This is a genomic window from Aeromonas sp. A04, from assembly GCF_047780465.1.
Lineage (GTDB): Bacteria > Pseudomonadota > Gammaproteobacteria > Enterobacterales > Aeromonadaceae > Aeromonas > Aeromonas bestiarum.
On record NZ_JBLNHP010000003.1, the window covers coordinates 93,267 to 118,379 of the forward strand.

Consider the following 25,113-nt stretch of genomic DNA (forward strand, 5'->3'; position numbering starts at 1 on the left):
CGTTATAAACATCCTTGTCATAAAGTGATATAAAAATAGCCAGAAGCCATTTCTTCGCAATCAATGACAAGGAGGCGTCATGCCGATCAACAAGCAATTCCTCAAGTCCCGTCCCGAGGTCAAGGTGACCTTCGCAGTGGAAAAAGTGGCCGCAGGTGAGGCTGAACAGGTACTGCTGCTGGGGGAATTCAGCCAGTGGCAACCCATAGAGCTCAAACGGATGAAGAGCGGGGAGTTCAGAACCACCCTCAACCTGCCCACCGATGGCCCCAGCCATTTCGAATACTGCTACCAGCTGGTGCAACCGAACGGGGAGACTCACTACGACAACGACTGGGAGGCGGACGACTATGTGCCCGGCCCCTTCGGACGTGACAACTCAGTGGTGCGGGTCAGTCAGTAGGCGACGAGCAGAACACTGGCGCATCTGGCCGGCACCCGAATTGCAGACACAAAAAAGGCTCGCCATTGGCGAGCCTTTTCACTACCTGTCGAGCTTTTCGCCGACATACCGACACCAATTCGAATCGAATTAGTTGAGCTTCTCTTTGATACGAGCAGCTTTGCCGGACAGGTTGCGCAGGTAGTACAGTTTGGCGCGGCGAACATCACCACGACGCTTCAGTTCTACACTGTGGATCAGCGGAGAGTGAGTCTGGAATACACGCTCAACACCTTCGCCGTTGGAGATCTTGCGAACGGTGAAAGCAGAGTGCAGACCGCGGTTACGCTTGGCAATAACGATGCCTTCGAAAGCCTGCAGACGCTCTTTACCACCTTCTTTAACACGAACTTGAACACGTACGGTGTCGCCCTGGGCAAAAGCCGGGATGTCGGTACGCAGTTGCTCTTGTTCAAGCTGCTGAATAATCTTGCTCATTGTCTTTCCTTACCTAGGATAAACTGAAAACTCTACTTAACGCTGTCACGCACTTCGCGGACATACTCGGCAAGAAGTGATTCTTGCTCGTCAGTCAGAGCTAGGTTGTTAATAAGTTCCGGCCTTCTTTGCCAGGTTCGTCCGAGCGACTGTTTGAGACGCCAGCGTCGAATCACTTCGTGATTGCCGCTTGTCAGCGCCTCTGGCACCGCCAATCCATCCAACAACTCCGGCCGAGTGTAGTGGGGATGATCCAGCAAGCCATCCGTGAAGGAGTCCTGCTCGGCACTGGCCTGATCGCCCAAAACCCCTGGGACCAGACGCGAAACCGCATCGATCAGGGTCATGGCAGGCAACTCGCCACCACTTAACACGTAATCCCCGATAGACCACTCTTCGTCGACTTCGGTTTGTATCACGCGTTCATCGATACCTTCGTATCGACCGGCTACCAGAATCAGTTTCTGACTCGTCGCCAACTCGGTTACGCCAGCTTGAGTCAGCTTGCGTCCCTGAGGAGAGAGATAGATGACTTTCGCCCCGTCTCCCGCCGCTTGCTTGGCTGCATGAATCGCGTCACGCAGCGGCTGAACCATCATCAACATGCCGGGCCCACCACCATAAGGACGATCGTCGACCGTACGGTGTTTGTCGTGGGTAAAGTCCCGGGGGTTCCAGCACTCAATCTGCAGCAGGCCACTCTTGACGGCCCGACCCGTTACCCCGTGCTCGGTAATGGCTCGGAACATTTCCGGGAAGAGGCTAATCACCCCAATCCACATAAGAAACCTCCGGCACTCGTGTTACCGCGGGAAACTAGAAACCAGGATCCCAATCAACTTCGATTGTTCGAGCAGTCAGATCAATATGCTTGATCACCTGCTCTTCCAGGAACGGAATCAACCGCTCCTTTGCACCAAAGGCATCTTTTACATTGGCCTCAACCACCAACACATCGTTGGAGCCGGTTTCCATCAATTCGGTCACCTTGCCCAGGTCGTAACCCTTGGTGGTCGATACCGAGCAACCAATCAGGTCACGCCAGTAGAACTCACCTTCAGGCAACGCAGGCAACAGATCGGCGGGAACGCCAATCTCGACATTGGTCAATGCCAGGGCATCTTCACGCAGATCGATACCATCGATCTTGCAAATCAGACCCTTGTTGTGACGCTTCCAGGCCGAAACCTTGAGTTCACGCCACGCCCCGTTCTGATTGATCAGCCAGGGGTTGTAATCGAAAATCGCTTCGGCAACATCGGTGAAGGAGTTCACTTTAAGCCAGCCCTTGATGCCATAAACGGTACCCAGGGTGCCCAGAACTATAGGTTTTTCCACCTTAACTCCTTACCGTTTGGCTGATTAAGCAGCTTTGGCAGCGTCTTTGATCAGCTTGGCAACGCGGTCAGAAACAGCGGCACCAGTAGCAACCCAATGCTCGATACGAGCCAGGTCCAGGTTCAGCTTTTCGGCAGAACCAGAAGCAACCGGGTTGAAGAAACCAACGCGCTCGATGAAGCGACCGTCACGGGCGCAACGGCTGTCAGAAACTACTACCTGGTAAAACGGACGCTTTTTCGCGCCACCACGTTGTAAACGAATGGTTACCATATCGTCCTCATTAACATCTAATGAACAAGGCCCGCAAACACGCGGACCCTAGCTTAAAATAAGCCGCGTAATTCTACTTGGATTCGTAATAATTGCAACCAAGCCAGCCATTTTTTGCACAAGGCTCACAATGAAAAGGGCCCACCTCTGGTGAGCCCCTGGCCTGGCTGAAACGGTCGGGATCAGAAGGGACCGCGACCGCCACCGAATCCTGGCGGCAACATGTTCTTCATCTGCCCCATCATCTTGCGCATGCCGCCCTTGCCGGACATCTTCTTCATCATCCGCTGCATCTCGGTGAACTGCTTGAGCAGCTTGTTCACGTCTTGCACCTGCATGCCGGACCCTGCGGCGATACGGCGCTTGCGGGAGCCCTTGATGAGGTCGGGATGGGCACGCTCCCTGGGCGTCATGGAGCTGATGATGGCCTCCATCCGCACGGTCAGCTTGTCATCCATCTGATCCTTGACGTTGTCCGGCAGACCGGACATGCCTGGCAGCTTGTCGAGCATGCCCATCATGCCGCCCATGTTGCGCATCTGGGCCAGCTGTTCGCGGAAGTCTTCCAGATCGAAGCCCTTGCCACTCTTGACCTTGTTGGCCAGCTTGGCGGCTTTTTCCTTGTCGACATTGCGCTCCACTTCCTCGATAAGCGACAGCACGTCGCCCATGCCGAGGATGCGGGAGGCGAGACGATCCGGATGGAACGGCTCCAGTGCATCTGTCTTCTCGCCCATACCGATGAACTTGACCGGCTTGCCGGTGATGTGGCGCACAGAGAGGGCGGCACCACCGCGAGCGTCGCCGTCCGCCTTGGTGAGGATCACGCCGGTGAGCGGCAGCGCCTCGTTGAACGCCTTGGCGGTGTTGGCGGCATCCTGACCCGTCATGGCGTCCACCACGAACAGGGTCTCGATCGGCTTGATGGTGGCGTGGAGATGGATGATCTCGTCCATCATGTCGCTGTCGACGTGCAGACGACCGGCGGTATCCACTATCACAACGTCATAGAACTTCTTGCGCGCCTGATCGATGGCGGCGGTGGCGATGTCGACCGGTTTCTGGCTGGCATCGCTCGGGAAGAAATCGACTCCTATGTCGCTCGCCAGCGTCTCCAGCTGCTTGATCGCCGCGGGGCGATAGACGTCGGCACTGACCACCAGCACCTTCTTCTTGCTGCGCTCTTTGAGCAGCTTGGCCAGTTTGCCTACGGTCGTGGTCTTACCAGCACCCTGCAGACCCGCCATCAGTATGATGGCCGGCGGCTGGGCGGCCAGGTTGAGCTGCTCGTTGGCCTCGCCCATCACCGAGACCAGTTCACCGTGCACTATCTTGATGAAGGCCTGGCCCGGACTCAGGGACTTGGCCACTTCCTGGCCGACCGCACGCTCCTTGACGCGAGCGACGAAGTCACGCACCACCGGCAGGGCGACGTCCGCCTCGAGCAGCGCCATGCGGACTTCGCGCAAGGTATCCTTGATGTTCTCTTCGGTCAGGCGACCGCGCCCACTGACATTGCGCAAGGTGCGCGAGAGTCGTTCAGTCAAATTCTCAAACATGACGGATTCCGGTTCTTGGCGTAATAAATTGGGGGCATTATAACCCAGAGCGGACGCGAGGACGATTATTCACCGCACGGCAGCAATGGGGACCTGCTCCCTATATATGGGCAGATCGGCGGTAGCACAACTGGCGAGCACATCTTGTGCAAGGTATACTGCCTCTCCTATTCCCAACTGCCTGTTCAACAACGACCTGGTTATGATCGTGATCTCTGTTCTGGCCCTGGCGTTCTATCTGCTGGCCATCATCGCCTCGCTGCATCTGCTGCTCAGTGCCAAACCTGTGGGGCAAGCTCCCCTGTTTGCCTGTATCGGACTGGCCCTGATCGGGCACGGCGCCGCCGTGGCCGGCGAAGTGCTGGTGACCCATTCAGGCCAGAACCTGAGCATGCTCAACGTCGCGTCCCTGGTCAGCCTCATCATCAGCTGCTTCATGACCTGCGTCACCCGCCGCTTCAACGGCTGGATCCTGCTGCCCGTGGTCTACAGCTTCTCCGCCCTGCTGCTGGCCGCCAGCGCCCTGATCCCGGGTCGCTATATCACCCATCTGGAGGCCCATCCCCAGCTGCTGCTGCACATAGGGCTCGCGCTGATGGCCTATTCGGTGCTGATGATCGCCTGCCTGTTCGCACTGCAGCTCGCCTGTCTGGACAGACAGCTGAAGTCCCGCAAGATCAGTCAGTTGCCTGCCATGCCGCCCTTGATGACGGTGGAGAAACGGCTGTTCCAGCTCATTTCGGCGGGCCTGTTCCTGCTGACCCTCTCCATCGCCTCCGGCCTCTTCTTCCTGGAAGACATGTTCGCCCAGGGCAAATCCCACAAGGCGATCCTCTCGATCCTGGCCTGGTGCATCTACGTGCTGCTGCTGTGGGGTCATCACACCCGTGGCTGGCGCGGTCGCAAGGTCATCACCCTGAGCCTGATCGGCAGCTTCATCCTGACCCTGGCCTACTTTGGCAGCCGCTTCGTCAAAGAAGTCCTGCTGAGCTGATACTCACCCCCCTTTACTCATCCAGCCCTCACAGGAGCCCTTCTTGGACAGCATATCAACGAGCACATTATTGATTGTTCTCGTTATTTTGATCCTCTTGTCTGCTTTTTTCTCAAGTTCTGAAACCGGCATGATGTCGCTCAACCGCTACAAGCTGCGGCATCTGGCTCAAACCAAGCACAAGGCTGCCCGTCGGGTAGAGAAGCTGCTGTCCCGCCCGGATCGTCTGCTGGGGCTGATCCTGATCGGCAACAACCTGGTCAACATCCTCGCCTCGGCCATCGCCACCATAGTCTGCATCAGGCTGTTTGGCGCCTTCGGGGTGGCCATCGCCACCTTCGGCCTGACCCTGATAGTGCTGGTGTTTGGCGAGGTGACTCCCAAGACGCTGGCAGCCATGTACCCGGAGAAGATCGCCTATCCCGCCTCCTGGATCCTCAAGGGGCTGATGGTGCCGCTCTACCCCTTTGTCTGGCTGATCAACGGCATCACCAGCGGTCTGCTCAAGCTGCTCAGGCTCCATCCCAACAAGGATGACTCCCTCAACACCGAGGAGCTGCGCACCATAGTCAACGAGGCGGGCAGCCTGATCCCCCAGCGTCATCAGGAGATGCTGCTCAGCATTCTGGATCTGGACAAGATGACGGTGGAGCACATCATGGTGCCGCGCAGCGATATCTACGCCATCGACATCAACGATGACTGGAAGACCATACTGCGTCAGCTGGCCCACTGTGCCCACACCAAGATCCTGCTCTACCGCGACAACATCGACGATGTGGTGGGCTTCCTGCACGCCCGCGATGCGCTGCGGCTGATGGCCAGGGATCAGTTCAACAAGTCGAGCCTGCTGCGGGAAGTGGACGAGATCTACTTCATCCCGGAAGGCACGCCGCTCAACGTGCAACTGGCCAAATTCCAGCGCAACAAGGAGCGGATCGGCCTCATAGTGGATGAGTACGGGGATATTCAAGGGTTGATCACCCTGGATGACATACTGGAAGAGATAGTGGGCGACTTCACCACCTCCATGACACCGGCGCCCAGCGACGAGATCCACCCCCAGCCGGATGGCTCGTTTCTGGTGGAGGGCTCGGCCAGCATCCGCGAGCTGAACAAGGAGATGAGCTGGCGGTTGCCCATCGATGGGCCCAGAACCCTGAACGGTGTCATCCTGGAGTACCTGGAGGAGATCCCCCAGCCCAACATCAGCCTGCGGCTGGCCGGCTATCCCATCGAGATCCTAGAAGTGGAGAACAACATGGTGAAGATGGCGCGGATCATGCCAGATTTATACCGCAACGAGTCGGGATTCGAAGATTGAAAAAAGGCTGCCGATGGCAGCCTTTTTTATCTCACTCGCTCTCCTCGTCCGGCTCCAGCACCAGGGTCGGGATCAAGTCGCCGAACACCTTCTGCAGCTCCTCGCGATTGGCCAGCAGGTCTTGCAGCGTGTAGCTGTCCATCACCGCCAAAAAGGCGTTCATCGCCTCCTTCAGGGCATTCTTCAGCAAGCAGACAGAGACTATGTGGCAGGCGGGCGAGTTGCAGTCGATGCCGTCCAGATTGCCCTCCAGCGCCCGGATCACCTGGCCGATATTGACTGTCTCCGGCGCGCAGGCCATGCGGATCCCGCCATTCTTGCCGCGCTGGGATTGCAGATAACCCAGCTTCACCAGTTGATTCACCACCTTGACCATGTGGTTGCGGGAGACGCCATACAAGGCGGAGACCTTGGCCACGCTCGACAGTTCGCCCTGTGGCAGGGTCGCCAGATAGAGCAGGGCTCTCAATCCAAAATCGGTATAGCTAGTTAGTCTCATAGTGCCTGTGTCGCATAACGCGGAAAATTGATTATTGATTCAGATCAAATAAACATCTAGGATGCAGCTTATTAAGTGACATTTTAGATGTTCAATTAGCAAGGACCTCCTATGTTAGACCAAGCCACCATCGCCGTCATCAAAAGCACCATCCCTTTGCTCGAATCGGCGGGGCCTGCCCTCACCCAGCATTTCTACCAGCGCATGTTCAGCCACAACCCGGAACTGAAGGATATTTTCAACCTGGCGCACCAGCGCAGCGGCGGTCAACCGCTGGCGCTGTTCAATGCGGTGGCGGCTTACGCCAGGAATATCGACAACCTGGGAGCCTTGGCCGGCGCGGTGGAACGCATCGCCCACAAGCACACGGGTTTCATGATCCAGCCGGAACAATATCACATTGTAGGTAGTCATCTCTTGGCCACGCTCAAAGAATTGGGTGGAAGTGCGGTCACCGAAGAGGTGCTGGATGCCTGGGGCAAGGCGTATGGTGTGCTGGCCAGCATCTTCATCGGCCGGGAGAGCGAGATCTATCAGGAGAAGGCGAGCGAGATCGGTGGCTGGCAGGGTCCCCGCCCCTTCATCATCAAGGAGAAGCGCAAAGAGAGCGAGCTCATCACCTCCTTCCTGCTGGCGCCGGTGGATGGCAAGCCGGTACTGGACTTCAAGCCGGGCCAGTACCTCAGCATCAAGCTGGCCCATCCCGAGCTCGAATATCAGGAGATCCGCCAATACTCCCTCTCCGATGCGCCGAACGGTCGCGATTACCGCATCAGCGTCAAGCGCGAGCCCCAGGGCCAGGTCTCCAACCTGCTGCACGACCATCTGCATGCTGGCGATCAGGTGGAACTGATGCCACCGACCGGCGACTTCTTCCTGCAGGCCGATGCCAGCACGCCCGTGGTATTGCTCTCTGCCGGCGTGGGCCTCACCCCCATGCTGAGCATGCTCAACCAGCTGCTGGCCAAGGGCCATGCGGCCGACATCTGCTGGCTGCATGCCTGTGAACAGGGTGCACTGCACGCCTTCAAGGAGGATATCCGGCACAAGCACGAGCAGCACGACCAGCTGCAGAGCCGGGTCTGGTATCGGGAGCCGGAGGCTCAGGATGAGCAAGGGAAGGATTACGACTTCCACGGCACCATGGACTTGAGCCAGGTGGCCGAGTTGCTGGCACCGCAGGCCCACTACTACTTCTGCGGTCCGCTTGGCTTCATGCAGGCGATCAAGGCGCAGTTGAGCGCGGCGGGCATATCGGCCGACCAGCTGCACTACGAAGTTTTTGGTCCCCATCAGGATCTTTAAACGGGGCTGCCCCCTATAAAGCAAGGAGGATCCAGCCTGTCATGGCACGGCGGCCGGATCCGGACCCACAGATGCAGATCTGTGGGTCATTTTTTTATTCAGTGCATCGCCTTGGCACGGGCGATGGCATTGGCCGGCATGCGGTTGGCCAGGCGGCTCAGCAGGCTGGTCGCCTTCTGATGCAGCGCCTTGTCACCGATCACAGTGCTGTGCAGCCAGTGGTAGGCCTCTTCATAATCCAGCGGGCTGCCCATCCCCTGCAGCAGCATCTCGACCCACTCGACCTGTGCCCGTTGAAACCCCAGACTGGCGGCTTCGCGCATCAGGGTCTCGGCCTTGACCAGATCCTTCTGCACCAGAGTGCCCTTCCAGTAGTAGCGGCCCAGCTGTTCCAGCGCCGGCGCCAGCCCTTGATTGGCCGCCTCCCACATGAATTTGACCCCGAGCTCGGCATCGGGCTTGATGCACACCCCCCAGGCCAGCATGTCGCCCCACAGGAACTGATAGGCCGGCACCTTCATCACCTCGGCCCGCACCTCTATATCCTGAGTGAGCTGGCACCTGTCCTGCTTCACCTGCTGCAAGTGACGACCCTGTTCAATCCAGTTGAGCAGCTCGTCCTGGCGATAGAGAGGGACCGCCTGCAAATTGCTGCTGTCGATCCCCAGACCGCCGCCACCCGATGGCGTGCTGGTCATGGGCCGGCTGGTCGGAGAGAGTCCGCTCTCCGCTGTGGCGGCGGGGGATGGGGCCACGGGCGCAGATCCCGTCGCGACGGGAGCGGGCTCAGCTGCGGGTGTCGACTCGGACGCCACAGGCAAGGGCGCGGCAGCGGGGACAGCACCGGATCCGGCAGGCTGGGGGGCGGCAGCAGACACAGAGCTCTGGGCTGCAGCCGCTGGCGACTCGGCGGCAGACACTGCGCTCTGGGATGCCATCGCCTGCTCGGCAGCGGAAACCGCGCTGCTCGCTGTGGGGGTGGCGGCGGATGCCTGAGGCTCAGCGCCCTGTACCTGGGGGGTCAGCAAACAGACAAGGCCGACAAGGGTAAGTGGTTTCATCATAAGGTTCTCCTGCTGCTCTCTGTTATCGGCAGCCGGCCCCATCCCCTTAGCCCGTCGCCATCTGCATCTGTCACCCATGACAAAGGGGAGCCGAAGCTCCCCTTGTTTGCCAGCCATACGGCTTACTTGACGAAGTCGACACCCAGCTGGATATCGGCTTTCAGGGTAGCCAGCATGCCATCCATAGCCGCTTGCTCGAAGGCACTCAGCTTGCCGTAGTCCAGTACGGTTTCGACGCCGTTCTTGCCCAGCAGTATGGGTTGCGCGAAGAAGGTGGCGTGCTTGCCATCCCCTTCCACATAGGCGCACTCGATGACGTTGGCTTCGCCCTGCAGACCCTTGATCAGCGACAGACCGAAACGGCAGGCCGCCTGGCCCATGGAGAGGGTGGCAGATCCGCCACCGGCCTTGGCTTCCACCACTTCAGTACCGGCGTTCTGGATACGCTTGGTCATGGCAGCCACTTCTTCAGCAGTAAAGGAAGCGCCTTCGATCTGGGACAGCAGCGGCAAAATGGTCACACCACTGTGGCCACCGATCACGTTGACACGCACCTTGTCGACGTTCAGACCCTTGGCCTCGGCCACGAAGGTCTCGGCACGGATCACGTCCAGAGTGGTGACACCGAACAGGCGGCGCTTGTCATAGACACCGGCTTTCTTCAGCACTTCGGCGGCGATGGCGACCGTGGTGTTGACCGGGTTGGTGATGATGCCGATCAGCGCTTTCGGGCAGGTAGCGGCACATTTTTCCACCAGATTCTTGACGATACCGGCGTTGATATTGAACAGATCGGAACGATCCATGCCGGGCTTGCGCGCCACACCGGCGGAGATCAGCACCACATCGGCGCCGACCAGAGCCGGGCTCGGATCTTCACCGCAGAAACCTTTTACTTTCACGTCAGTCGGGATATGGCTCAGATCGACCGCCACACCCGGAGTGACCGGGGCTATGTCATACAGGCTCAGTTCGGAACCAGCAGGAAGGCGATTTTTCAACAGCAGAGCGAGGGCTTGGCCTATGCCACCGGCGGCACCCAGAACGGCAACTTTCATGATCAACTCCATGTTTAAGCGTAGGTTTAAGGTTGTTTCTTGTTGTGGGCCCAACCTTAATGGATCCCCCCCTAAAAAACAATCTGATAACAGTTGCAATCACGGGTTCTGTGAGCCAAGAAACAGGCGGTGAATAAAAATGGGGGGAAATGCAGAAAATCAGAGGGGAAGCACAGATTTCCTGCACTTCCCCTTACCATAAATAGGTAGATCTACCGAGCTCAGGCCTGGAATGCCAGGGCTCGCCGTTCACACCAGCGAAACCCAATTGTTAACAATCCGTTCATGGTCAGATAGAGGCCACCAGCCACGGTGAACACCGCCAGAGTGTCATACGTCTGGGCGTTGAGGCGCTGGGCCAGACCCATCACATCCATGATGGTGATGGTGCTGGCGAGCGAACTCCCCTTGAGCACCAGGATCACCTCGTTGGAATAGGCGGGTACCAGCCGCCGTGCGGCGTGGCGCACCTTCATCCACAGGGTCTGCCCGGCCGAGAAGCCGAGTGCACGGCACGCCTCCACCTCGCCGGAGGGGATGGCATCCAGCGCCCCCTTGAACAACCGGGTGGAGTAAGCCGCCGTATTGAAGCCAAGGGCCAGCACGGCGCAGAACCAGGGCTGCTTGAGCAGCGGCCAGAGCGGCCCGGACTTGAGCCACTCGAACTGGCCTGGCCCGTAGTAGATGAGGAAGATCTGGATGAGCAGCGGCGTGCCGGTGAAGATCAGCACCCACAGCTGTACCAGCTGGGTCGCCACCGGAATCCGTCGTTCCAGCACCCAGGTCATGGCGGCGGCCAGCAGCACGCCGAGCAGCAAGCTCAGTGCCGTCAGTTGCAGGGTGATCGCCAGACCACCCAGCAGTGTCATGAGATAGTCCTGCATGGTCAACCTCCGTAGCAGCGGGTATAGCGGGCTGTCTGCTTAAAACCGCATTCACTCAGCTGACTGAAGACGGTCGATTGCAGGGTGATCACCAATCCCCCCAGCAGCGTCATGAGATAGTCCTGCATGGTCAACCTCCGTAGCGACGGGTATAGCGGGCTGCCTGCTTGAGCCCGAACTCGCTCACCAGACTGATGGCCAGATAGATGAGGGCCGCGGCGGCATACCAGGTAAAGGGTTCATAGGTGCTGGCCGAGGCCATCTGGGCCTGACGCATCATCTCGTTCACCCCTATGAGGGAGACCAGCGCCGTGTCCTTGAGCAGCACCAGCCACTGGTTGCCGAGCCCCGGCAGGGCATGACGCCAGGCCTGGGGCAGCACGATGCGAAAGAAGATGTGCCCCTTGCCGAGACCGAGCGCCAGCGCCGCCAGCCGCTGCCCGGCGGGCACCGCATTGAGCGCCGCCCGCAGGGTCTGGGTGGCGTAGCTGGCAAACAGCAGGGAGAGCGCCAGCACGCCACAGGCGAACGGGCTGAACTCCACATACTCGCCGGTGATGAGGAACAGCACCTGGGTCGAGCCGAAGTAGATGAACAGCACCACCAGCAACTCGGGCAGGCCACGAATGAGCGTGGTGAGTGTGGCCACAGGCCACACCAGCGCGCGCTGCTTGCTCAGTTCGGCGGCGCTGAACGCCAGCGCCAGCACCATGCCCCCGACCAGTGATGCCAAGGCCAGCCCGAGGGTCATCCAGGCTGCATCCAACAACAGGCTCAACATGGCTTAGTGCGCGAAGTATTTGTCGAAGATTTTCTGATAGGTGCCGTTGGCCTTGATCTCGGCCAGCCCCTTGTTCAGCTGAGTCAGCAGCTCCTGATTGCCCTTGGCGACCGCGATGCCAAAGCCGGTACCGAAATACTTGGCGTCGGTCACAGGGGTGCCGATCACGGCATATTCCTTGTGCTGCTTGAGCCAGTCGGCGGCGACTGCGGTATCGGCAAACACGCCGTCGGTACGGCCGTTCATCATGTCGAGGAAAGCACTCTGGTAGCTGGCGTAGGGCACGGTCAGCAGGCCCTTGCTGATCCAGTTGTCCACCAGATAGGACTGGTGGGAGGTGCCGTTCTGCACACCGACCGTCTTGTCCACCAGCTCTTCCGGCCCCTTGAAGGCGCCCTTCTTGGCCACGAACACGGCGGAGTTCTCGTAATAGATGTCGGAGAAGTCGACCTGGGCGGCCCGCTCCGGGGTCACGTCCATGGCGGCGATGGCGGCGTCATAGCGACGGAACTTGAGGCTGGGGATCAGGCTGTCGAAGGCCTGGTTGTGGAAGCTGCACTCCAGCTTGGCCTGGGTGCAGATGGCACGGGCCAGATCGATGTCGAAGCCCTGGAACTCGTTCTTGTCATCCAGGTATTCGAACGGAGCATAAGTGGCCTCGGTGGCGAACTTGATCTCCTTGGCCAGCACCGAGGTGCTCAACAGGCCCATGGCAGCAACCAGCAACAGACTCTTTTTCATGACAGCTTCCTTATCGATTTGAATATCAATGCATCAAGAACTCGGCAAACCGGCTGGTTTGCGGGGATGTGAAAATGGCGGCGGAGCCGGATTCGATGATCCGCCCCTTCTCCAGATAGATCACCTGACTGGCCACCTTGCGGGCGAACTCCACCTCGTGGGTCACCACCACCTGGGTGATGCCGGTCTGGCCCAGATTGCGGATGATCTCCGCCACCTCTTTGGTGATCTCGGGATCGAGGGCCGCCGTCGGCTCGTCAAACAGCAGCACCTGGGGATCCATCATCAGGGTACGGGCGATGGCCACCCGTTGCTGCTGGCCGCCGGAGAGCCGGGCAGGCCAGGCATCGCGCTTGTCGGCCAGTTGCAACTGGGTCAGCAGGTAGGCGCCCTTCTCGGTGGCCGCCGCCTTGCTCATGCCGAGCAGCTTGACGGGGGCCTCGATCAGGTTCTCCATCACGGTCAGATGTGGCCACAGATTGTACTGCTGGAACACCATGCCCACCTTGCGGCGCAGCGCCTGTGCCTGACGGTTGAATCCGGCGGCAGAGAGGCTGGACGGGAAAGAAAATTCACTTTCACCTATGCGCAATACACCGGCATCCGGGGTGTCCAGCAGGTTCATCATGCGCAGCAGCGAACTCTTGCCAGCACCGCTCGGGCCCAGCAGCACCAAGGTCTCACCGGGTGCAGTCCGAAAGCTGACATCTTGCAGTACCGGCACCTTGTGCCAAGATTTTTCGATACCGATTAATTCAATACCCATACAACCCAATTGAATAAGTTTTCAAAATTTCGTCCCGATTTTAGCCCCAACATGGGTGGATGCAAGCTAATTTTGAATCAATATGCAGAACAAGCGCCGCTTCCTTGCAAAAATAGGCACATGAATGCAAAATGGGCACGCTGTTCATATCTGCCGCCTGAGCGTGACAGGCAGCCACACCTCCTCATTCGTGAGTCCAAGATGAAGCATAACGACAAGCAAGAAAAACTGGCCAAGGCCTTTAAAGCCTTGCTGAAAGAAGAACGATTTGGCTCCCAGGCAGAGATAGTGACTGCCCTGCAAGAGATGGGCTTCGAAAACATCAACCAGTCCAAGGTATCGCGCATGCTGAGCCGCTTCGGCGCCGTTCGCACCCGCAATGCCAAGATGGAGATGGTCTACTGCCTGCCGGTGGAACTGGGCGTGCCCACCACCTCCAGCCCGCTCAAGAACCTGGTACTGGACGTCGACCACAACGGCGCCCTGGTGGTGATCCACACCAGTCCGGGGGCGGCCCAGCTCATCGCCCGCCTGCTCGACTCCCTCGGCAAGGCCGAAGGGATCCTCGGCACCATAGCCGGTGATGACACCATCTTCATCACCCCGACCAGCGACACCGACATCGAAGAGCTCTACCTCTCCGCCCTCGAGCTGTTCGAACAGACCCCTTAATCAGGCACGTCCGTCCCGCTGTGGTGACGCCCCCTGAACGAAAAATCCCGGCCAAGGCCGGGATTTTTGTTGGTCATCTCAACCGCGCTTATTTACCCTGCGACACCAGATAATCCTCGGACGGCGCGAAGAAGGCCGCCCCGGTCACGGCGCTGGTGAAGCGCAGCAGGTGGTCGAAGTGACTGCCCTCCCCCTTGTACATGCTGGCCAGCATGGCGTTGAAGTGCTGCGGCGTGCGGCAGCAGGAGATGAAGTAGAGCCCCTGCTCTGTCATGGTGCCCCAGGGCATGCTCTGGCGCAGTATCTCCATGGACTCACCCTTCGGGGTCTTGAGGTTGACCCGCTTGATGTGGGCGGTCAGCGGCTTGTCGGCCGACTCATACTCTATGTTGTCGGCCTTGGTGCGACCTATGATGTCTTCCTGCTCTTTCAGGGCCAGCCTCTCCCAGTCGCTCATGGCGTGCACCCAGCGCTGGACATGGATATAGGAGCCACCGGCAAATTCGCCCCCCTCGAGCAGCGCCACTTCGGCCCTGTGCTCATCCTGCGGGTTTTCGGTGCCGTCGACGAAGCCGGTCAGATCCCGGCAATCCAGATTGCGGAAACCACGCACCTCTTCGGCCAGCGCCACCAGCCCCGCCAGCAGGGCCATCACGCGCTGACCGGCGTGGTGCAGCACATCGACCCGATCGGCGCGCAGTTGCACGAAGAGATCAAACGGGGTATTCGGCGCCTTATGACCATTGGCTTCCTGAGCCATAAAACCACGGAACTGGGGTGGACGGGCGGCAGGGTAGAGACCATCCCAGGCATCGGCGCCGACGGCGACCAGACCGCTGAAACCGGCATCGGGGAAATCGGCGGCAACTGCTTCCCACAGGGCGGGCAAGCTGGCCAGACGGGTCACCAGTTCGGCGCCGTCACCGGTGCGATTGAACATCAGATAGAGGGCGTGCAGATTCGGCTCTGCACAGATCCCGGCTTGGGCTTTCATATATCTCTCCCCTGAACAGGCATTGGCTATGTTGGCGTTGCGCGATTATAAACCAGAGTGAATCCAGTTCCTTGATTTCACAACGATATCAGGTCTGTCACGGCAATGGATCAAACAGCACCAGCGCATGCGGGGCAAGGTTGACCCTGGCCCGCATCCCGCCAAGCGGCTCGCCAATGCTGGCCTCGAGCCGCTGGCCGCCACACTCGAACAACACCCGGCAGTGATGGCCGAGGAACTGCTGCTCCAGCACCGCCAGCTCACCGCCGTCGACGGCCTCCAGCAACAGCTGCTGGGGTCTGAGCATCAATTGCAGCAGCTCGCCCACGGCACGGCCGTGAGGCTCGGTGCCGCACACCACCCCCAGCGACGTCTGCACGCAGTGGCTGTCCACCACCTCGGCAGCCAGGTAGTTGACCCCGCCGAGAAACTCCGCCACGAAGCGGTTCTGCGGGCGGCGATAGAGCTGCTCCGGCTGGCCCACCTGCTCGATGTGACCCGCCCGAAACAACGCCAGCCGGTCGGCGAAGGCAAACGCCTCCTCCTTGCTGTGGCTGACGAAGATGGCGCCTATCCCCTGCTGCTTGAGCAGGGCGCGGATCTCGAGAATAAGCTTCATCCGCACCTGGGTATCTATGTTGGAGAAAGGCTCGTCCAGCAGCATCAGTCTGGGCTTGCACACCAGGGCGCGGGCGATGGCGACCCTCTGCTGCTGGCCGCCGGAGAGCTCATGCGGATAACGCGCCCCCAGCCCCTGCAGATTGACCAGCATCAGCGCCTCATCCACCTGCTGCTGGCGAGCGAAGCGATCGAGCCGGGTCAGGCCGAAGCCGACGTTGTCGGCCACCGTCAGGTGCGGAAACAGGGCGTAATCCTGAAAGATCATGCCGATGTTGCGCGCCTCGGGGGGCACGCTGGCATCCGGCCCGTCGAGCAGGGTATCGCCAAGACGGATCTTGCCCCCGGCCAGCGGCAACAGACCGGCGATGGCCTTGAGCAGCGTGGTCTTGCCGCAACCGCTCGCCCCCAGCAGGCAGACGATCTCGTTGTCAGCCACCGTCAGGGAGAGCTGCTCCAGCACATTGCGGCCGTTGTAACGGCAACTGACATTTTCAACCTGCAAGCAAGACACGGCTGGCTTCCCCTTATGTTTTAAATTCGACGCAGCCACTCGCTACCCTCAAACAGGCAGACGATCTCGTTGTCGGCCACCGTCAGGGAGAGCTGCTCCAGCACATTGCGGCCGTTGTAACGGCAACTGACATTTTCAACCTGCAAGCAAGACACGGCTGGCTTCCTCATATTCTTTTGGTTCGGACCGACCTGCGGCCGGACAAGATTGCAGAGATTCATCTGCCCGTTCAGTGGCCCGGACTATCCAGGCTGCGGTTGACCCAGATCAGCGGCAGCAAGCCCACCAGCACTATGACGATAGCGCCGAGCGCCCCCCGCTCCAGCATCTCGTCCGAGACGAATTGATAGACGTGGGTCGCCAGGGTATCGAAGTTGAAGGGCCGCAGCAGCAGGGCGGCGGGCAGCTCCTTCATTGATTCGATGAACACCAGCATGGCGCCGGCAAAGAGACCGCGCCGCACCAGCGGCAGATGAACCCGCCGCAGCATGCCACCATCCCCCTGCCCCAGGGAGCGGGCCGCCATGTCGAGGCTGGGGGAGATCTTGCCCATGCTGCTCTCTACCGAGCCGATGGCGATGGCCACGAAGCGCACCAGGTAGCCGAACACGATGGCGGTGATGGTGCCGGTCAGCAGCAGGCCGGGGCCCTGGCGGCCGAGCCACTCGGCCAGATCGTTGATGGCAAAATCGAGGGCCGTCAGCGGCACCAGCACGCCGATGGCCAGCACAGTGCCAGGCATGGCATACCCCATGGCAGAGATGCGCAGGGGCAACAGGCTCCTGACCCCGCCATCGAGGCGGCGGAAGAAGCCGAGCAGCAGGGCTATGCCCATGGCGAGCAGGGCGGTCAGCGTCGAGATGAGCAGACTGTTGCCGGCGAAGCGGACAAACTCCGGCGTCCAAGACAACTCGAAGTAACGCACGCCGTAGTCCAGCAGGATGACGAACGGTAGGCCGAAACCGGCCAGTACCAACCCCCAGCACCAGAGACCGGCCAGCCAACGACTCATTCCCTTGAGCGGGTAGCGCAGCGGCGGCTCATGACCCATGGATTTCTGGAACACCTGCTGCCGGCGACGGGAGCGACGCTCGACGGCGATCAGCAGCACCACGGCCAGCAGCATCAGGCAGGAGAGCTTGGCGGCGGTGGCCAGGCTGCCGTAGCCGAGCCAGGTGTCGTAGACCGCCGTGGTCAGGGTGTTGATGGCAAAGAAGTGGACTGTGGCGAAGTCGGCCAGGGTCTCCATCGCCACCAGGGAGATGGCCACCATGATGGCCGGTCGCGCCAGCGGCAGGCTGAGACGACGAAAACTCTGCCAGGGGGTACAGCCGAGCAAGCGGCTGGAGTGGATCAGGCTGACCGACTGCTCCAGAAACGAGGCGCGGGCCAGCAGATAGACGTAGGGGAAGAGCACCAGCGCCAGCACCCAGGCGGCGCCGCCGAGGGATCGAATGGCCGGGAACCAGTAATCCGTCGGTCTGCTCCACTCAAACAGGGTTCGCAATCCCGCCTGCAGCGGCCCCGAGTAGTCGAGCAGGTCGGTATAGACGTAGGCAACGATATAGGAGGGCATGGCCATGGGCAGCATCAGCGCCCACTGCAGGGCGCGGCGCCCCGGTACCTGGCACATGGCGACCAGCCAAGCGGTGGGCACCCCGAACAGCAGGCTGAGCAGCACCACACCCGCCACCAGCCCCAGCGTATTGCCGAGGTAGTCGAGCAGTACCGTATCGGCGAGGTGGCGAAACAGGTCTTCCTCTGCCGAGAAGGCGGAGAAGATCAGGGCGAGCACCGGCAAACCCAGCAGCAGGGCGGTGGCCCAGCTGCCGGCAATCCATCCACAATTTTTCATGAGACCACAGAAGTTGATGGGGCCCTTGGCCCCATCTGATTACAAGTCGAATTTCACTTCATCCAGCAGCTGCAAGGCATCCTTGCGGTGCTTGGCATAATCGCTGACCGGCATGGGGTCAGACTTGAAACTGCCCCAGGACTTGACCATGGCGGACGGCTCGACCCCGGCCTTGACCGGATACTCGGCATTCACGTCCGCATACATATGCTGGGCCGTGTCGCCAGCCAGAAACTCCATCAACTTGCGGGCTTCATCCTTGTTCTTGGCGTACTTGGTCATGGCCACGCCGCTCACGTTGACGTGGGCACCGCGGTCGGCCTGGTTCGGGAAGTTGATGTAGACCGCATCGGCCCAGGACTTCTGCGCCGGATCTTTCAGCATGGCGCCCAGATAGTAGCTGTTGCCGAGCGACAGGTCACAGATGCCATCCTTGATCGCCTTGACCTGATCCCGGTCGTTGCCCTGTGGCTTGCGCGCCAGGTTGGCCTTGACCCCTTCCAGCCAGGTCTTGGCATCCGCCATGCCGTGATGGGCGATCATGGAGGAAACCAGCGCCACATTGTACTCGTGCTTGCCGCTGCGGGTACAAATTTTCCCTTTGAATTCAGGCTTCACCAGATCTTCATAGCTGATGGTGTCGAGCTTGCCGAGGCGATCCTTGCTGGAATAGATGGCGCGCACCCGGGTGGTCAGGGCGAACCACTTGTTGTCCGGATCGCGATAGATGGCGGGGATATTCTCCTGCAGTATCTTGCTGTCCACCGGCTGCACCAGATCCTTGTCCACCAGATCGGTCAGCCGGCTGATGTCGACGGTCAGCATGAGATCGGCCGGGGAGAGCTTGCCTTCCCGCTCCAGACGCTCGTTCAGCCCCTCTTTGGCGAACACCACGTTGACCTTGATACCCGATTCCTTCTCGAACTGCTGGATGATGGGCTTGATCAGCTCATCCTGCCGGTTGGAGTAGACGTTCACCTCCCCTGCCGCCAACGCTCCCTGAGCAGCCAGAGTCGAGAAAACCAGAGCCAGCATCTTCATTTTCATCATCCATTCCTTGAGTTGCTATATCGAGTGATAACCATTGCTGTTTGTATTTTGCATTGGCCGCGACAGCGGGATCAAGAAAACATCGAGTGCGGGATCACATATTTAAACGCCGTGCAAACAAAAGGGCCGGATAGAATCCTATCCAGCCCCACCATGGAGTCCATCCGCGACTTCACATCGGCAATCTGCCCGGTCCGGCCAATCAGTAACAGAGTGCCCTTGCTCGAACCGGTATCAGGCGCGAGGGATCAGAGCGCCTCGTCGTCGCTCTCGCCGGTGCGAATGCGCACCGCCTGCAGCAGGTCGTATACGAAGATCTTGCCGTCACCGATCTTGCCTGTGTAGGCCGCCTTGCAGATCGCCTCTATCACACCTTCGACATTGTCATCGGCCGTCGCTATTTCCAGCTTCACCTTGGGTAAGAAGTCGACCTGGTACTCGGCTCCCCGGTATAATTCGGTGTGCCCCTTCTGGCGGCCAAACCCTTTGACCTCGGACACGGTCAGACCCTCGACCCCCAGGTTGGCGACGGCTTCGCGCACATCGTCCAACTTGAAGGGTTTGATAATCGCAGTAATCAGCTTCATCTGGTTGCTCCCAATCCATGGTATGTCATGAATTGGGAATCAATTCTTGTGCCAAGTCTTTTTATTGTTTAATTTCAAAAGGATAGTGTTTGTGTCCGGGATAGATACCCCCCAACATCACCAAGGGAGCGCATCTCGCCCCATAATGAGGCACCAAGCTGAACCAGCCTCTCCCGATGCACCAAACAAGAGCACAGCAGTATGTTAGTCATCTCCAACAGCGTGACCCTGCCCTGGCATGAGCTGCAGTTTCAAGCCATGCGGGCTCAGGGTGCCGGCGGCCAGCATGTCAACAAGACCGACTCCGCCGTCTGGTTGCGCTTCGATTACCGCAGCTCCCCCAGCCTGCCGGATCTCTACAAGGAGGGACTCGACAAGCTGAGCGACAGCCGGGTACACGACGGCTTTATCCAGATCCGCGTCGAGACCCATCGCAGCCAGGACATGAACCGCAAGGAGGCCATGAGCCGCCTGGTGGAGCTGCTGAAGAAGGCCGCCTGGCGCCCCAAGGCCCGTCATGCCACCAAGCCGACCCGCAGCTCCCAGCGCAAGCGGGTCGATGCCAAGAAGCGCAAGGGCGACATCAAGTCGGCCCGCGGCAAACCCGTGCTGGAGTAATATCGCCAGCCTTACGACTTGCCCACGCCAAGGATGAGAGAAGATGAGATACAGTTTTTGCGACAGCGCCCACGGCCCCCTGCTCATCGCCATCGATAAAGATGGCCTGCGCCACGTGGAGTTCATGCAGGGTGAGCGCCCCATAATGCCAACCCCTCAGTGGCGTCAGGATGATCTGGCACTGGCGCCCTACGTCGAGCAGTTCGCCGCCTATTTCGCCGGCCGGCTGCAGCGCTTCGAGCTGCCGCTCGCCGCCAAAGGCACCCCGTTCCAGCAATCGGTGTGGCGCGCCCTGTGCGACATTCCCTACGGCGAGACCGTCAGCTATCTCGAAATAGCCCAGTCCATCGGCAACCACAAGGCGGTGCGGGCGGTGGGCGCCGCCAATGGCCGCAACCCCCTCAGCATCATAGTGCCCTGCCACAGGGTGATAGGGCGCAGCGGCGAGCTGACCGGTTATGCCGGCGGCATACCCATCAAACGCTGGTTGCTGGCACTGGAACAACAGACTGCCGGTTCATTTGAATTGACCCCCTGATAACAGCGGCATCCCTGTAAAACACTGGCTGCCGGCGCTGGAACAACAGACTGCCGGTTCATTTGAATTGACTCCCTGATAACAGTTGCATCCCTGTAAAACCCTGGCTGCTGGCGCTGGAACAACAGACCGCCGGTTCATTTGAATTGACTCCCTGACAACAGCGGCATCCCTGTAAAACACTGGCTGTTGGCGCTGGCGCAGCAGACTGCCGGTTCATTTGAATTGACCCCCTGATAACAGCGGCATCCCTGTAAACGTGGGCTTCAGCCGCTGGTTTGGCCCCGTTTCGCGTTTAGCAAAATGAACACAGTATGAAGAATCGCCTCAGAAGGGCTTCAGACAGGGTCAGGCATCATGGCTTCACACTTGGATGGCATGGCTCATCCCTCATTCAAGTGGCACCCATGTGACGCTTCCAATCTGTCTTTTTTCCCCGCGCCTCCTCTGAGGCGCTTTTTTTTTGCCCGAACGCGGCCACAAAAAAGCCCGCCGAAGCGGGCTCTGACCGGAAGGTGCTAACTTCAGGGTTAATCAGAGTGCGAGGAAGAGCCCCGCCAGCGAGGCACTCATCAGGTTCGCCAACACACCCGCCAGTATGGCGCGCATGCCGTAACGGGCGATGAAGGATTTGCGCTCCGGCACCATGGCACCCAGACCACCGATGAGGATCGCCATGGAAGAGATGTTGGCGAAACCGCACAGGGCGAAGGTGACTATGGCCTTGCTCGATTCGTTCAGGGTCTGATCCTGCACCAGGGCGATGAAGGCGACGAATTCGTTGATGACTATCTTGGTCCCGATCAGGGCGCCGGCCGCCTGGGCCTGATCCCAGGGCACGCCGATCAGCCAGGAGACGGGGGCGAACAGCCAGCCCAGGATGATCTGGAAGCTCAGCTCCAGCCCCACCAGATCACCGGCCCAGCCCAGCAGGCCGTTGAGCATGGCGATCACCCCGACGAAGGCCAGCAGAGTCGCACCGACCGCGACCGCTATGTTGAGGCCAGCCATGGCACCATCGGCCGCCGCTTCGATCACATTGGTCGCACGGGGGATCTCCACGTCCTGATGGTGATCCACCTCGCCGATTCCGGGCGGAACCAGGATCTTGGCCATGGCCAGACCGGCCGGGGCCGACATGAAGGCGGCAGCTATCAGGTATTTCAGCTCGACCCCGATACTGGCGTAGCCCACCAGGGTGCCGCCGGCCACGGAGGCGAGACCGCAGCTCATCACGGCGAAGAACTGGGAGTCGGACATCTTGGAGAGATAGGGTTTGACCACCAGCGGCGCCTCCACCATGCCGACGAAGATGTTGGCGGTGGCGGAGAGGCTCTCGGCACGGCCGGTACCCAACAGCTTCTGCAGGCCGCCGCCCAGCAGGGCTATGACGCGCGGCATCAGGCCTATGTGGTAGAGGATGGCGATCACCGCGGAGAAGAAGATGATGACCGGCAGCACGTTGAACGCAAAGATGAAGCCCAGCTTGAACTTGGCCAGATCGCCGAACAGGAAGGCGATCCCCTCCTGACCGTAACCGATCACGCTGCTAACGCTCTCGCTGACCCCGTTCAGCACATGCTGACCGGCAGGCAGCCAGAGCACCAGGCCGGCGAAGAGAACTTGCAAGCAGAGGGCAAGACCCACTGTTCGCAACGGGATACGACGACGATTATCAGAGCAGAGCACGGCCAGGGCCAGGATACTCAGTATGCCGAGCAGGGCTATCATAGGGATTCCATCAAGGGGGCAAAAGATGGGCGCGGATTCTGCGCTCCATGCTCTGCCACTGCAAGCCCGCTTGGTTACAGCCCTGTTAGCAAAAACGTTTGCACGATACCGGTTGCGCCAACCTGCTGATTTGGTTCAATTTTGGTATCACGCGAAAGCCAGTGTTCGTATATGGAAACGATTATTCCTCTGTGCCGGACAATTTGCCGCCGAGCCAGGGGGCGAGTCGCTGTTCCCAATAGGGATTGGGGCCGAAGCTCTCCTTGAGGAAATCGATGAACAGCCGGATCTTGGGATCCAGATGTTCGCGTCTGGCGTAGACGGCGTGCACCGCCATCTTCTGGTTCGGCCGCCACTGGGGCAGCAGGGGGATCAACTGACCGGACTGCAACTCCTTGTCCAGCAAGTAATTGGCGACATAGGCGATGCCGAGCCCGGCCAGGGCGGCATCGCGCACCGCCTCCGCCAGATCCACCCGGTAGTTGCCGGCCACCTGCACCGTCTGGCGCTCCTTGCCCTGGCGAAACGACCACTCGTGGTAGCGCCGCTCCCGACTCTGGTAAGTGATGCAGTTGTGCTGGGCCAGATCTTTGGGGTGCAGCGGGGTGCCGTGGCTCAGCAGATAGTCCGGCGAGGCCACCAGCACGAAGTGGATATCCGCCAGTCGCTGCCCCACCAGGGCCTCTGGCTTGTCCTCGTAGGTGGTGATCCAGAGATCCAGCCCCTCATCCACCAGGTTGGTTCTGTGATCGAACAGGGAGACTTCCAGCTCCAGCCCGGGGTAGCGATCCTGAAACGCCTTGAGGCGCGGGATCACGTGCAGCCGGCCAAATGACTGACCGACCCCCAGATGCAGGATGCCGCTTACCTTGCCACGGCGCTCCGCGACCATGGAGTCCGCCTCCAGCGCCACCGCCACCAGGGCGCGGCAGTGACGGGCATACTCCTGGCCGAGTTCGGTCAGGGAGAAGCGGCGAGTGGTGCGCTGCACCAGCTGGGCACCGAGCTCAGTCTCGAGCTGGGCCAGCTGCTTGCTGATGTGGGACTTGGAGACGCCGAGCCGTCGCGCGGCCGCCGATATGCCCTGTTCACGGACCAGGGCATCGAAGATCACCATTTGGGGCAGACGTTGCAGCACGGGATTACCAGATAGGAAAGCGGACCTCCATTATTCCAGAGCCGCCCGCAGCGGGGTAGACCTAAAGACCGAGCGCCCGTTTGACCTCTTTTTGCAGGGGATCGTCGGCCGGATTCTGGTTCGCACCATAACTCGCGACCAGCTTGCCGTCGCGCCCGATCAGGTACTTGTGAAAGTTCCAGCCCGGCGCCTCGCCCGCCGCAGCCGCCAGCCCCTTGTAGAGCGGGCTGGCATCGTCACCGCGCACCGCCAGCCGGTTGAACATGGGGAAGGTCACCCCGTAGTCACGGCGACAGACGGCGGCTGTCTTGCCCTCATCCCCCGCCTCCTGCCAGAAGTCGTTGGACGGAAAGCCCAGCACTATCAATCCTTTGTCCTTGTAGGTCTGATAGAGCTGCTCCAGATCCCGAAACTGGCCGCGATAGCCGCAGTAGGAGGCGGTATTGACCACCAATACCACCTTGCCCTCGGTCAGCTGGCAGAGGTTGTGACGCTGGGTGTTGTTGAGCTCTCGCATCTCCACATTGAAGTAGTCGGGACAGGCGGCAGATACGGCTCCCGCACCGAGCAGCAATAACAAAGTGAACCATTTCATCGGGCAACTCCTTTTGAACAGATGAGCGTCATACGCACAAACGGCGCAGTCGGTTCAACCCTGCCTCAGCGCAGCGGTATGCCGGTCAGCCAGCCATGGCCCCAGAAGATCAGCAGCGCCGTGACCGCGAGCCCGGCCCCCACGCTTATCCCTGTGCCAACCCAGTTCGCTGCGGGACGGGGATGGCGCTGCCAGTCACGCACCGAAATCCAGATGATGCTGATCAGCGCCCATAGACCTATGCCACCGAACAGCACCAGGGAGCGGGCCTCGCTGTTGACCGCCAGATGGGCGCCGGCCCAGATCAGGGTGCCGAGCAGCTGGGGATGCACCAGCCAGCGCCGCAGGTGATTGGGCCCTTGGCCGGAGAAGAACAGGATCAACGCGACCGGCATGGCGGCCATCATCAGGGTCGGGCCCCAGGCGGGCAGCAAGTAGAGCGGCATGGGGCTGGCACTGCGCCAGCCGGCAAGAATGAAGCCGATGGCGACAAATACCAGCAGCGAGAAGAGCCCCTTGTAACGATTCTCCCCCAGCCGGTCGCGCAGGCGGTCCCTGTGGGCAGCGGCGAAGCAGGGGTAGAGGTGAATAAGGGTAAACAGCAGTACCCCCAGGGTCAGCAAGATCATGGGTTGCTCCTTGTACTATGGGGGATCACTATGCCGCAAAGTGCGCAACCGGAACACAGAAACCGCAGAAAAGTGGTGGGGATACAGCAGGATAATGAAAAAAGCCGA

At 60.0% G+C, this 25,113-nt stretch carries 30 protein-coding genes; 7 read left to right on the forward strand and 23 right to left on the reverse strand.

Features of this window, described 5'->3' with window-relative positions; translation table 11 throughout:
* Nucleotides 1–79 precede the first annotated feature (79 nt).
* Nucleotides 80–403 (forward strand): isoamylase early set domain-containing protein, encoded by a 324-nt coding sequence (locus tag ACM3N8_RS11695; RefSeq protein WP_043141863.1) that lies wholly within the window; start codon nucleotides 80–82, stop codon nucleotides 401–403.
* A 129-nt stretch (nucleotides 404–532) separates the two neighbouring features.
* On the opposite strand, the gene rplS is transcribed toward ACM3N8_RS11695, so the two are convergent.
* From rplS to ffh, 5 genes are all read right to left on the reverse strand, one after another.
* Nucleotides 533–880, reverse strand: a complete 348-nt coding sequence (gene rplS, locus ACM3N8_RS11700) for a 50S ribosomal protein L19 (RefSeq protein ID WP_005313505.1) — start codon at nucleotides 878–880, stop codon at nucleotides 533–535.
* 32 nt (nucleotides 881–912) lie between these two features.
* The gene (gene trmD / locus ACM3N8_RS11705; protein WP_042652118.1) at nucleotides 913–1,662 is read right to left on the reverse strand and encodes a tRNA (guanosine(37)-N1)-methyltransferase TrmD; all 750 of its coding nucleotides are present in this window, start codon (nucleotides 1,660–1,662) and stop codon (nucleotides 913–915) included.
* Between the two features lie 34 nt (nucleotides 1,663–1,696).
* Nucleotides 1,697–2,218 carry a ribosome maturation factor RimM gene (gene rimM / locus ACM3N8_RS11710; RefSeq protein WP_043141859.1) on the reverse strand — a complete coding sequence of 174 codons (522 nt, stop codon included), beginning with the start codon at nucleotides 2,216–2,218 and terminating at the stop codon, nucleotides 1,697–1,699.
* 24 nt (nucleotides 2,219–2,242) lie between these two features.
* Nucleotides 2,243–2,491 carry a 30S ribosomal protein S16 gene (gene rpsP, locus ACM3N8_RS11715; protein WP_021141082.1) on the reverse strand — a complete coding sequence of 83 codons (249 nt, stop codon included), beginning with the start codon at nucleotides 2,489–2,491 and terminating at the stop codon, nucleotides 2,243–2,245.
* 182 nt (nucleotides 2,492–2,673) lie between these two features.
* A complete protein-coding gene (ffh, locus tag ACM3N8_RS11720) occupies nucleotides 2,674–4,050 on the reverse strand; it encodes a signal recognition particle protein (RefSeq protein WP_042038808.1) in 1,377 nt (458 codons plus the stop codon).
* Nucleotides 4,051–4,252: 202 nt separating this feature from the next.
* On the opposite strand from ffh, the gene ACM3N8_RS11725 reads away from it, so the two are divergent.
* Nucleotides 4,253–5,044, forward strand: coding sequence for a cytochrome C assembly family protein (locus ACM3N8_RS11725; protein ID WP_290019042.1), 792 nt, complete (start codon nucleotides 4,253–4,255; stop codon nucleotides 5,042–5,044).
* A 43-nt stretch (nucleotides 5,045–5,087) separates the two neighbouring features.
* Nucleotides 5,088–6,368 (forward strand): HlyC/CorC family transporter, encoded by a 1,281-nt coding sequence (locus ACM3N8_RS11730; RefSeq protein WP_043140623.1) that lies wholly within the window; start codon nucleotides 5,088–5,090, stop codon nucleotides 6,366–6,368.
* Nucleotides 6,369–6,399: 31 nt separating this feature from the next.
* On the opposite strand, the gene ACM3N8_RS11735 is transcribed toward ACM3N8_RS11730, so the two are convergent.
* Complete coding sequence (locus ACM3N8_RS11735) at nucleotides 6,400–6,867, reverse strand: Rrf2 family transcriptional regulator (protein WP_042869116.1); 468 nt, start codon at nucleotides 6,865–6,867, stop codon at nucleotides 6,400–6,402.
* Nucleotides 6,868–6,978: 111 nt separating this feature from the next.
* Here ACM3N8_RS11735 and hmpA point away from each other — a divergent pair, with 111 nt between their 5' ends.
* Nucleotides 6,979–8,172 carry an NO-inducible flavohemoprotein gene (gene hmpA, locus ACM3N8_RS11740; RefSeq protein WP_290019041.1) on the forward strand — a complete coding sequence of 398 codons (1,194 nt, stop codon included), beginning with the start codon at nucleotides 6,979–6,981 and terminating at the stop codon, nucleotides 8,170–8,172.
* Nucleotides 8,173–8,270: 98 nt separating this feature from the next.
* On the opposite strand, the gene ACM3N8_RS11745 is transcribed toward hmpA, so the two are convergent.
* The 7 genes from ACM3N8_RS11745 to ACM3N8_RS11775 form a co-directional block, all read right to left on the reverse strand.
* Nucleotides 8,271–8,870, reverse strand: coding sequence for a tetratricopeptide repeat protein (locus ACM3N8_RS11745; protein WP_043140619.1), 600 nt, complete (start codon nucleotides 8,868–8,870; stop codon nucleotides 8,271–8,273).
* A gap of 488 nt (nucleotides 8,871–9,358) precedes the next feature.
* Nucleotides 9,359–10,294, reverse strand: a complete 936-nt coding sequence (gene mdh, locus ACM3N8_RS11750) for a malate dehydrogenase (RefSeq protein ID WP_043140614.1) — start codon at nucleotides 10,292–10,294, stop codon at nucleotides 9,359–9,361.
* Nucleotides 10,295–10,515: 221 nt separating this feature from the next.
* On the reverse strand, nucleotides 10,516–11,178 hold the full coding sequence (artM, locus tag ACM3N8_RS11755) for an arginine ABC transporter permease ArtM (RefSeq protein WP_043140611.1): 663 nt from the start codon (nucleotides 11,176–11,178) through the stop codon (nucleotides 10,516–10,518).
* Nucleotides 11,179–11,180: 2 nt separating this feature from the next.
* Nucleotides 11,181–11,306 carry a hypothetical protein gene (locus ACM3N8_RS11760; protein WP_290019040.1) on the reverse strand — a complete coding sequence of 42 codons (126 nt, stop codon included), beginning with the start codon at nucleotides 11,304–11,306 and terminating at the stop codon, nucleotides 11,181–11,183.
* 2 nt (nucleotides 11,307–11,308) lie between these two features.
* Nucleotides 11,309–11,959: an arginine ABC transporter permease ArtQ gene (gene artQ / locus ACM3N8_RS11765; RefSeq protein ID WP_043140609.1), complete on the reverse strand. Its 651-nt coding sequence runs from the start codon at nucleotides 11,957–11,959 to the stop codon at nucleotides 11,309–11,311.
* A 3-nt stretch (nucleotides 11,960–11,962) separates the two neighbouring features.
* Complete coding sequence (locus tag ACM3N8_RS11770) at nucleotides 11,963–12,700, reverse strand: transporter substrate-binding domain-containing protein (RefSeq protein ID WP_043140605.1); 738 nt, start codon at nucleotides 12,698–12,700, stop codon at nucleotides 11,963–11,965.
* A 25-nt stretch (nucleotides 12,701–12,725) separates the two neighbouring features.
* Nucleotides 12,726–13,466 (reverse strand): ATP-binding cassette domain-containing protein, encoded by a 741-nt coding sequence (locus ACM3N8_RS11775; protein ID WP_290019039.1) that lies wholly within the window; start codon nucleotides 13,464–13,466, stop codon nucleotides 12,726–12,728.
* Nucleotides 13,467–13,667: 201 nt separating this feature from the next.
* On the opposite strand from ACM3N8_RS11775, the gene argR reads away from it, so the two are divergent.
* Nucleotides 13,668–14,138 carry a transcriptional regulator ArgR gene (gene argR, locus ACM3N8_RS11780; RefSeq protein WP_005308670.1) on the forward strand — a complete coding sequence of 157 codons (471 nt, stop codon included), beginning with the start codon at nucleotides 13,668–13,670 and terminating at the stop codon, nucleotides 14,136–14,138.
* Nucleotides 14,139–14,226: 88 nt separating this feature from the next.
* On the opposite strand, the gene ACM3N8_RS11785 is transcribed toward argR, so the two are convergent.
* The 6 genes from ACM3N8_RS11785 to glnK all read right to left on the reverse strand — a co-directional run bounded on the left by ACM3N8_RS11785 (nucleotide 14,227) and on the right by glnK (nucleotide 19,756).
* A complete protein-coding gene (locus ACM3N8_RS11785) occupies nucleotides 14,227–15,132 on the reverse strand; it encodes a Dyp-type peroxidase (protein ID WP_290019038.1) in 906 nt (301 codons plus the stop codon).
* Nucleotides 15,133–15,229: 97 nt separating this feature from the next.
* Entirely contained in the window at nucleotides 15,230–16,264 is a 1,035-nt protein-coding gene (locus tag ACM3N8_RS11790) for an ABC transporter ATP-binding protein (RefSeq protein ID WP_290019037.1), read from the reverse strand.
* Between the two features lie 20 nt (nucleotides 16,265–16,284).
* Nucleotides 16,285–16,419, reverse strand: coding sequence for a hypothetical protein (locus ACM3N8_RS11795; protein WP_276329632.1), 135 nt, complete (start codon nucleotides 16,417–16,419; stop codon nucleotides 16,285–16,287).
* Nucleotides 16,420–16,493: 74 nt separating this feature from the next.
* The gene (locus ACM3N8_RS11800) at nucleotides 16,494–18,119 is read right to left on the reverse strand and encodes an iron ABC transporter permease (protein ID WP_348686616.1); all 1,626 of its coding nucleotides are present in this window, start codon (nucleotides 18,117–18,119) and stop codon (nucleotides 16,494–16,496) included.
* A gap of 39 nt (nucleotides 18,120–18,158) precedes the next feature.
* Nucleotides 18,159–19,166, reverse strand: a complete 1,008-nt coding sequence (locus ACM3N8_RS11805) for a Fe(3+) ABC transporter substrate-binding protein (protein ID WP_290019034.1) — start codon at nucleotides 19,164–19,166, stop codon at nucleotides 18,159–18,161.
* A 251-nt stretch (nucleotides 19,167–19,417) separates the two neighbouring features.
* Nucleotides 19,418–19,756 carry a P-II family nitrogen regulator gene (gene glnK / locus ACM3N8_RS11810; RefSeq protein WP_042869091.1) on the reverse strand — a complete coding sequence of 113 codons (339 nt, stop codon included), beginning with the start codon at nucleotides 19,754–19,756 and terminating at the stop codon, nucleotides 19,418–19,420.
* A 201-nt stretch (nucleotides 19,757–19,957) separates the two neighbouring features.
* Here glnK and arfB point away from each other — a divergent pair, with 201 nt between their 5' ends.
* Both arfB and ACM3N8_RS11820 read left to right on the forward strand, forming a co-directional pair.
* Nucleotides 19,958–20,374 carry an alternative ribosome rescue aminoacyl-tRNA hydrolase ArfB gene (gene arfB / locus ACM3N8_RS11815; protein WP_042038790.1) on the forward strand — a complete coding sequence of 139 codons (417 nt, stop codon included), beginning with the start codon at nucleotides 19,958–19,960 and terminating at the stop codon, nucleotides 20,372–20,374.
* 43 nt (nucleotides 20,375–20,417) lie between these two features.
* A complete protein-coding gene (locus ACM3N8_RS11820; RefSeq protein ID WP_274452714.1) occupies nucleotides 20,418–20,912 on the forward strand; it encodes a methylated-DNA--[protein]-cysteine S-methyltransferase in 495 nt (164 codons plus the stop codon).
* Between the two features lie 534 nt (nucleotides 20,913–21,446).
* Here ACM3N8_RS11820 and ACM3N8_RS11825 read toward each other — a convergent pair.
* The 4 genes from ACM3N8_RS11825 to ACM3N8_RS11840 form a co-directional block, all read right to left on the reverse strand.
* Entirely contained in the window at nucleotides 21,447–22,643 is a 1,197-nt protein-coding gene (locus tag ACM3N8_RS11825) for a NupC/NupG family nucleoside CNT transporter (RefSeq protein ID WP_042869087.1), read from the reverse strand.
* Nucleotides 22,644–22,824: 181 nt separating this feature from the next.
* Complete coding sequence (locus ACM3N8_RS11830; RefSeq protein ID WP_416016220.1) at nucleotides 22,825–23,760, reverse strand: LysR family transcriptional regulator; 936 nt, start codon at nucleotides 23,758–23,760, stop codon at nucleotides 22,825–22,827.
* A gap of 82 nt (nucleotides 23,761–23,842) precedes the next feature.
* Entirely contained in the window at nucleotides 23,843–24,376 is a 534-nt protein-coding gene (locus tag ACM3N8_RS11835) for a glutathione peroxidase (RefSeq protein WP_098980798.1), read from the reverse strand.
* Nucleotides 24,377–24,441: 65 nt separating this feature from the next.
* Nucleotides 24,442–25,005: an NnrU family protein gene (locus tag ACM3N8_RS11840; protein WP_290019031.1), complete on the reverse strand. Its 564-nt coding sequence runs from the start codon at nucleotides 25,003–25,005 to the stop codon at nucleotides 24,442–24,444.
* Between the last annotated feature and the right edge of the window lie 108 nt (nucleotides 25,006–25,113).

Coding starts and splice junctions, on each gene's coding strand:
- ACM3N8_RS11840 (WP_290019031.1), bottom strand. CDS start 25,005: ATGATCTTGCTGACCCTGGGGGTACTGCTGTTTACCCTTATTCACCTC.
- ACM3N8_RS11745 (WP_043140619.1), bottom strand. CDS start 8,870: ATGACCAGCACGCCATCGGGTGGCGGCGGTCTGGGGATCGACAGCAGC.
- rplS (WP_005313505.1), bottom strand. CDS start 880: ATGAGCAAGATTATTCAGCAGCTTGAACAAGAGCAACTGCGTACCGAC.
- argR (WP_005308670.1), top strand. CDS start 13,668: ATGAAGCATAACGACAAGCAAGAAAAACTGGCCAAGGCCTTTAAAGCC.
- ACM3N8_RS11825 (WP_042869087.1), bottom strand. CDS start 22,643: ATGATAGCCCTGCTCGGCATACTGAGTATCCTGGCCCTGGCCGTGCTC.
- ACM3N8_RS11695 (WP_043141863.1), top strand. CDS start 80: ATGCCGATCAACAAGCAATTCCTCAAGTCCCGTCCCGAGGTCAAGGTG.
- ACM3N8_RS11760 (WP_290019040.1), bottom strand. CDS start 11,306: ATGCAGGACTATCTCATGACGCTGCTGGGGGGATTGGTGATCACCCTG.
- ACM3N8_RS11800 (WP_348686616.1), bottom strand. CDS start 18,119: ATGAAAAATTGTGGATGGATTGCCGGCAGCTGGGCCACCGCCCTGCTG.
- mdh (WP_043140614.1), bottom strand. CDS start 10,294: ATGAAAGTTGCCGTTCTGGGTGCCGCCGGTGGCATAGGCCAAGCCCTC.
- ACM3N8_RS11805 (WP_290019034.1), bottom strand. CDS start 19,166: ATGAAAATGAAGATGCTGGCTCTGGTTTTCTCGACTCTGGCTGCTCAG.
- glnK (WP_042869091.1), bottom strand. CDS start 19,756: ATGAAGCTGATTACTGCGATTATCAAACCCTTCAAGTTGGACGATGTG.
- rpsP (WP_021141082.1), bottom strand. CDS start 2,491: ATGGTAACCATTCGTTTACAACGTGGTGGCGCGAAAAAGCGTCCGTTT.
- ACM3N8_RS11785 (WP_290019038.1), bottom strand. CDS start 15,132: ATGAAAGCCCAAGCCGGGATCTGTGCAGAGCCGAATCTGCACGCCCTC.
- ACM3N8_RS11725 (WP_290019042.1), top strand. CDS start 4,253: ATGATCGTGATCTCTGTTCTGGCCCTGGCGTTCTATCTGCTGGCCATC.
- ACM3N8_RS11820 (WP_274452714.1), top strand. CDS start 20,418: ATGAGATACAGTTTTTGCGACAGCGCCCACGGCCCCCTGCTCATCGCC.
- trmD (WP_042652118.1), bottom strand. CDS start 1,662: ATGTGGATTGGGGTGATTAGCCTCTTCCCGGAAATGTTCCGAGCCATT.
- artQ (WP_043140609.1), bottom strand. CDS start 11,959: ATGTTGAGCCTGTTGTTGGATGCAGCCTGGATGACCCTCGGGCTGGCC.
- ACM3N8_RS11830 (WP_416016220.1), bottom strand. CDS start 23,760: ATGGTGATCTTCGATGCCCTGGTCCGTGAACAGGGCATATCGGCGGCC.
- ACM3N8_RS11770 (WP_043140605.1), bottom strand. CDS start 12,700: ATGAAAAAGAGTCTGTTGCTGGTTGCTGCCATGGGCCTGTTGAGCACC.
- hmpA (WP_290019041.1), top strand. CDS start 6,979: ATGTTAGACCAAGCCACCATCGCCGTCATCAAAAGCACCATCCCTTTG.
- arfB (WP_042038790.1), top strand. CDS start 19,958: ATGTTAGTCATCTCCAACAGCGTGACCCTGCCCTGGCATGAGCTGCAG.
- artM (WP_043140611.1), bottom strand. CDS start 11,178: ATGCAGGACTATCTCATGACACTGCTGGGTGGTCTGGCGATCACCCTG.
- ffh (WP_042038808.1), bottom strand. CDS start 4,050: ATGTTTGAGAATTTGACTGAACGACTCTCGCGCACCTTGCGCAATGTC.
- ACM3N8_RS11735 (WP_042869116.1), bottom strand. CDS start 6,867: ATGAGACTAACTAGCTATACCGATTTTGGATTGAGAGCCCTGCTCTAT.
- ACM3N8_RS11835 (WP_098980798.1), bottom strand. CDS start 24,376: ATGAAATGGTTCACTTTGTTATTGCTGCTCGGTGCGGGAGCCGTATCT.
- ACM3N8_RS11775 (WP_290019039.1), bottom strand. CDS start 13,466: ATGGGTATTGAATTAATCGGTATCGAAAAATCTTGGCACAAGGTGCCG.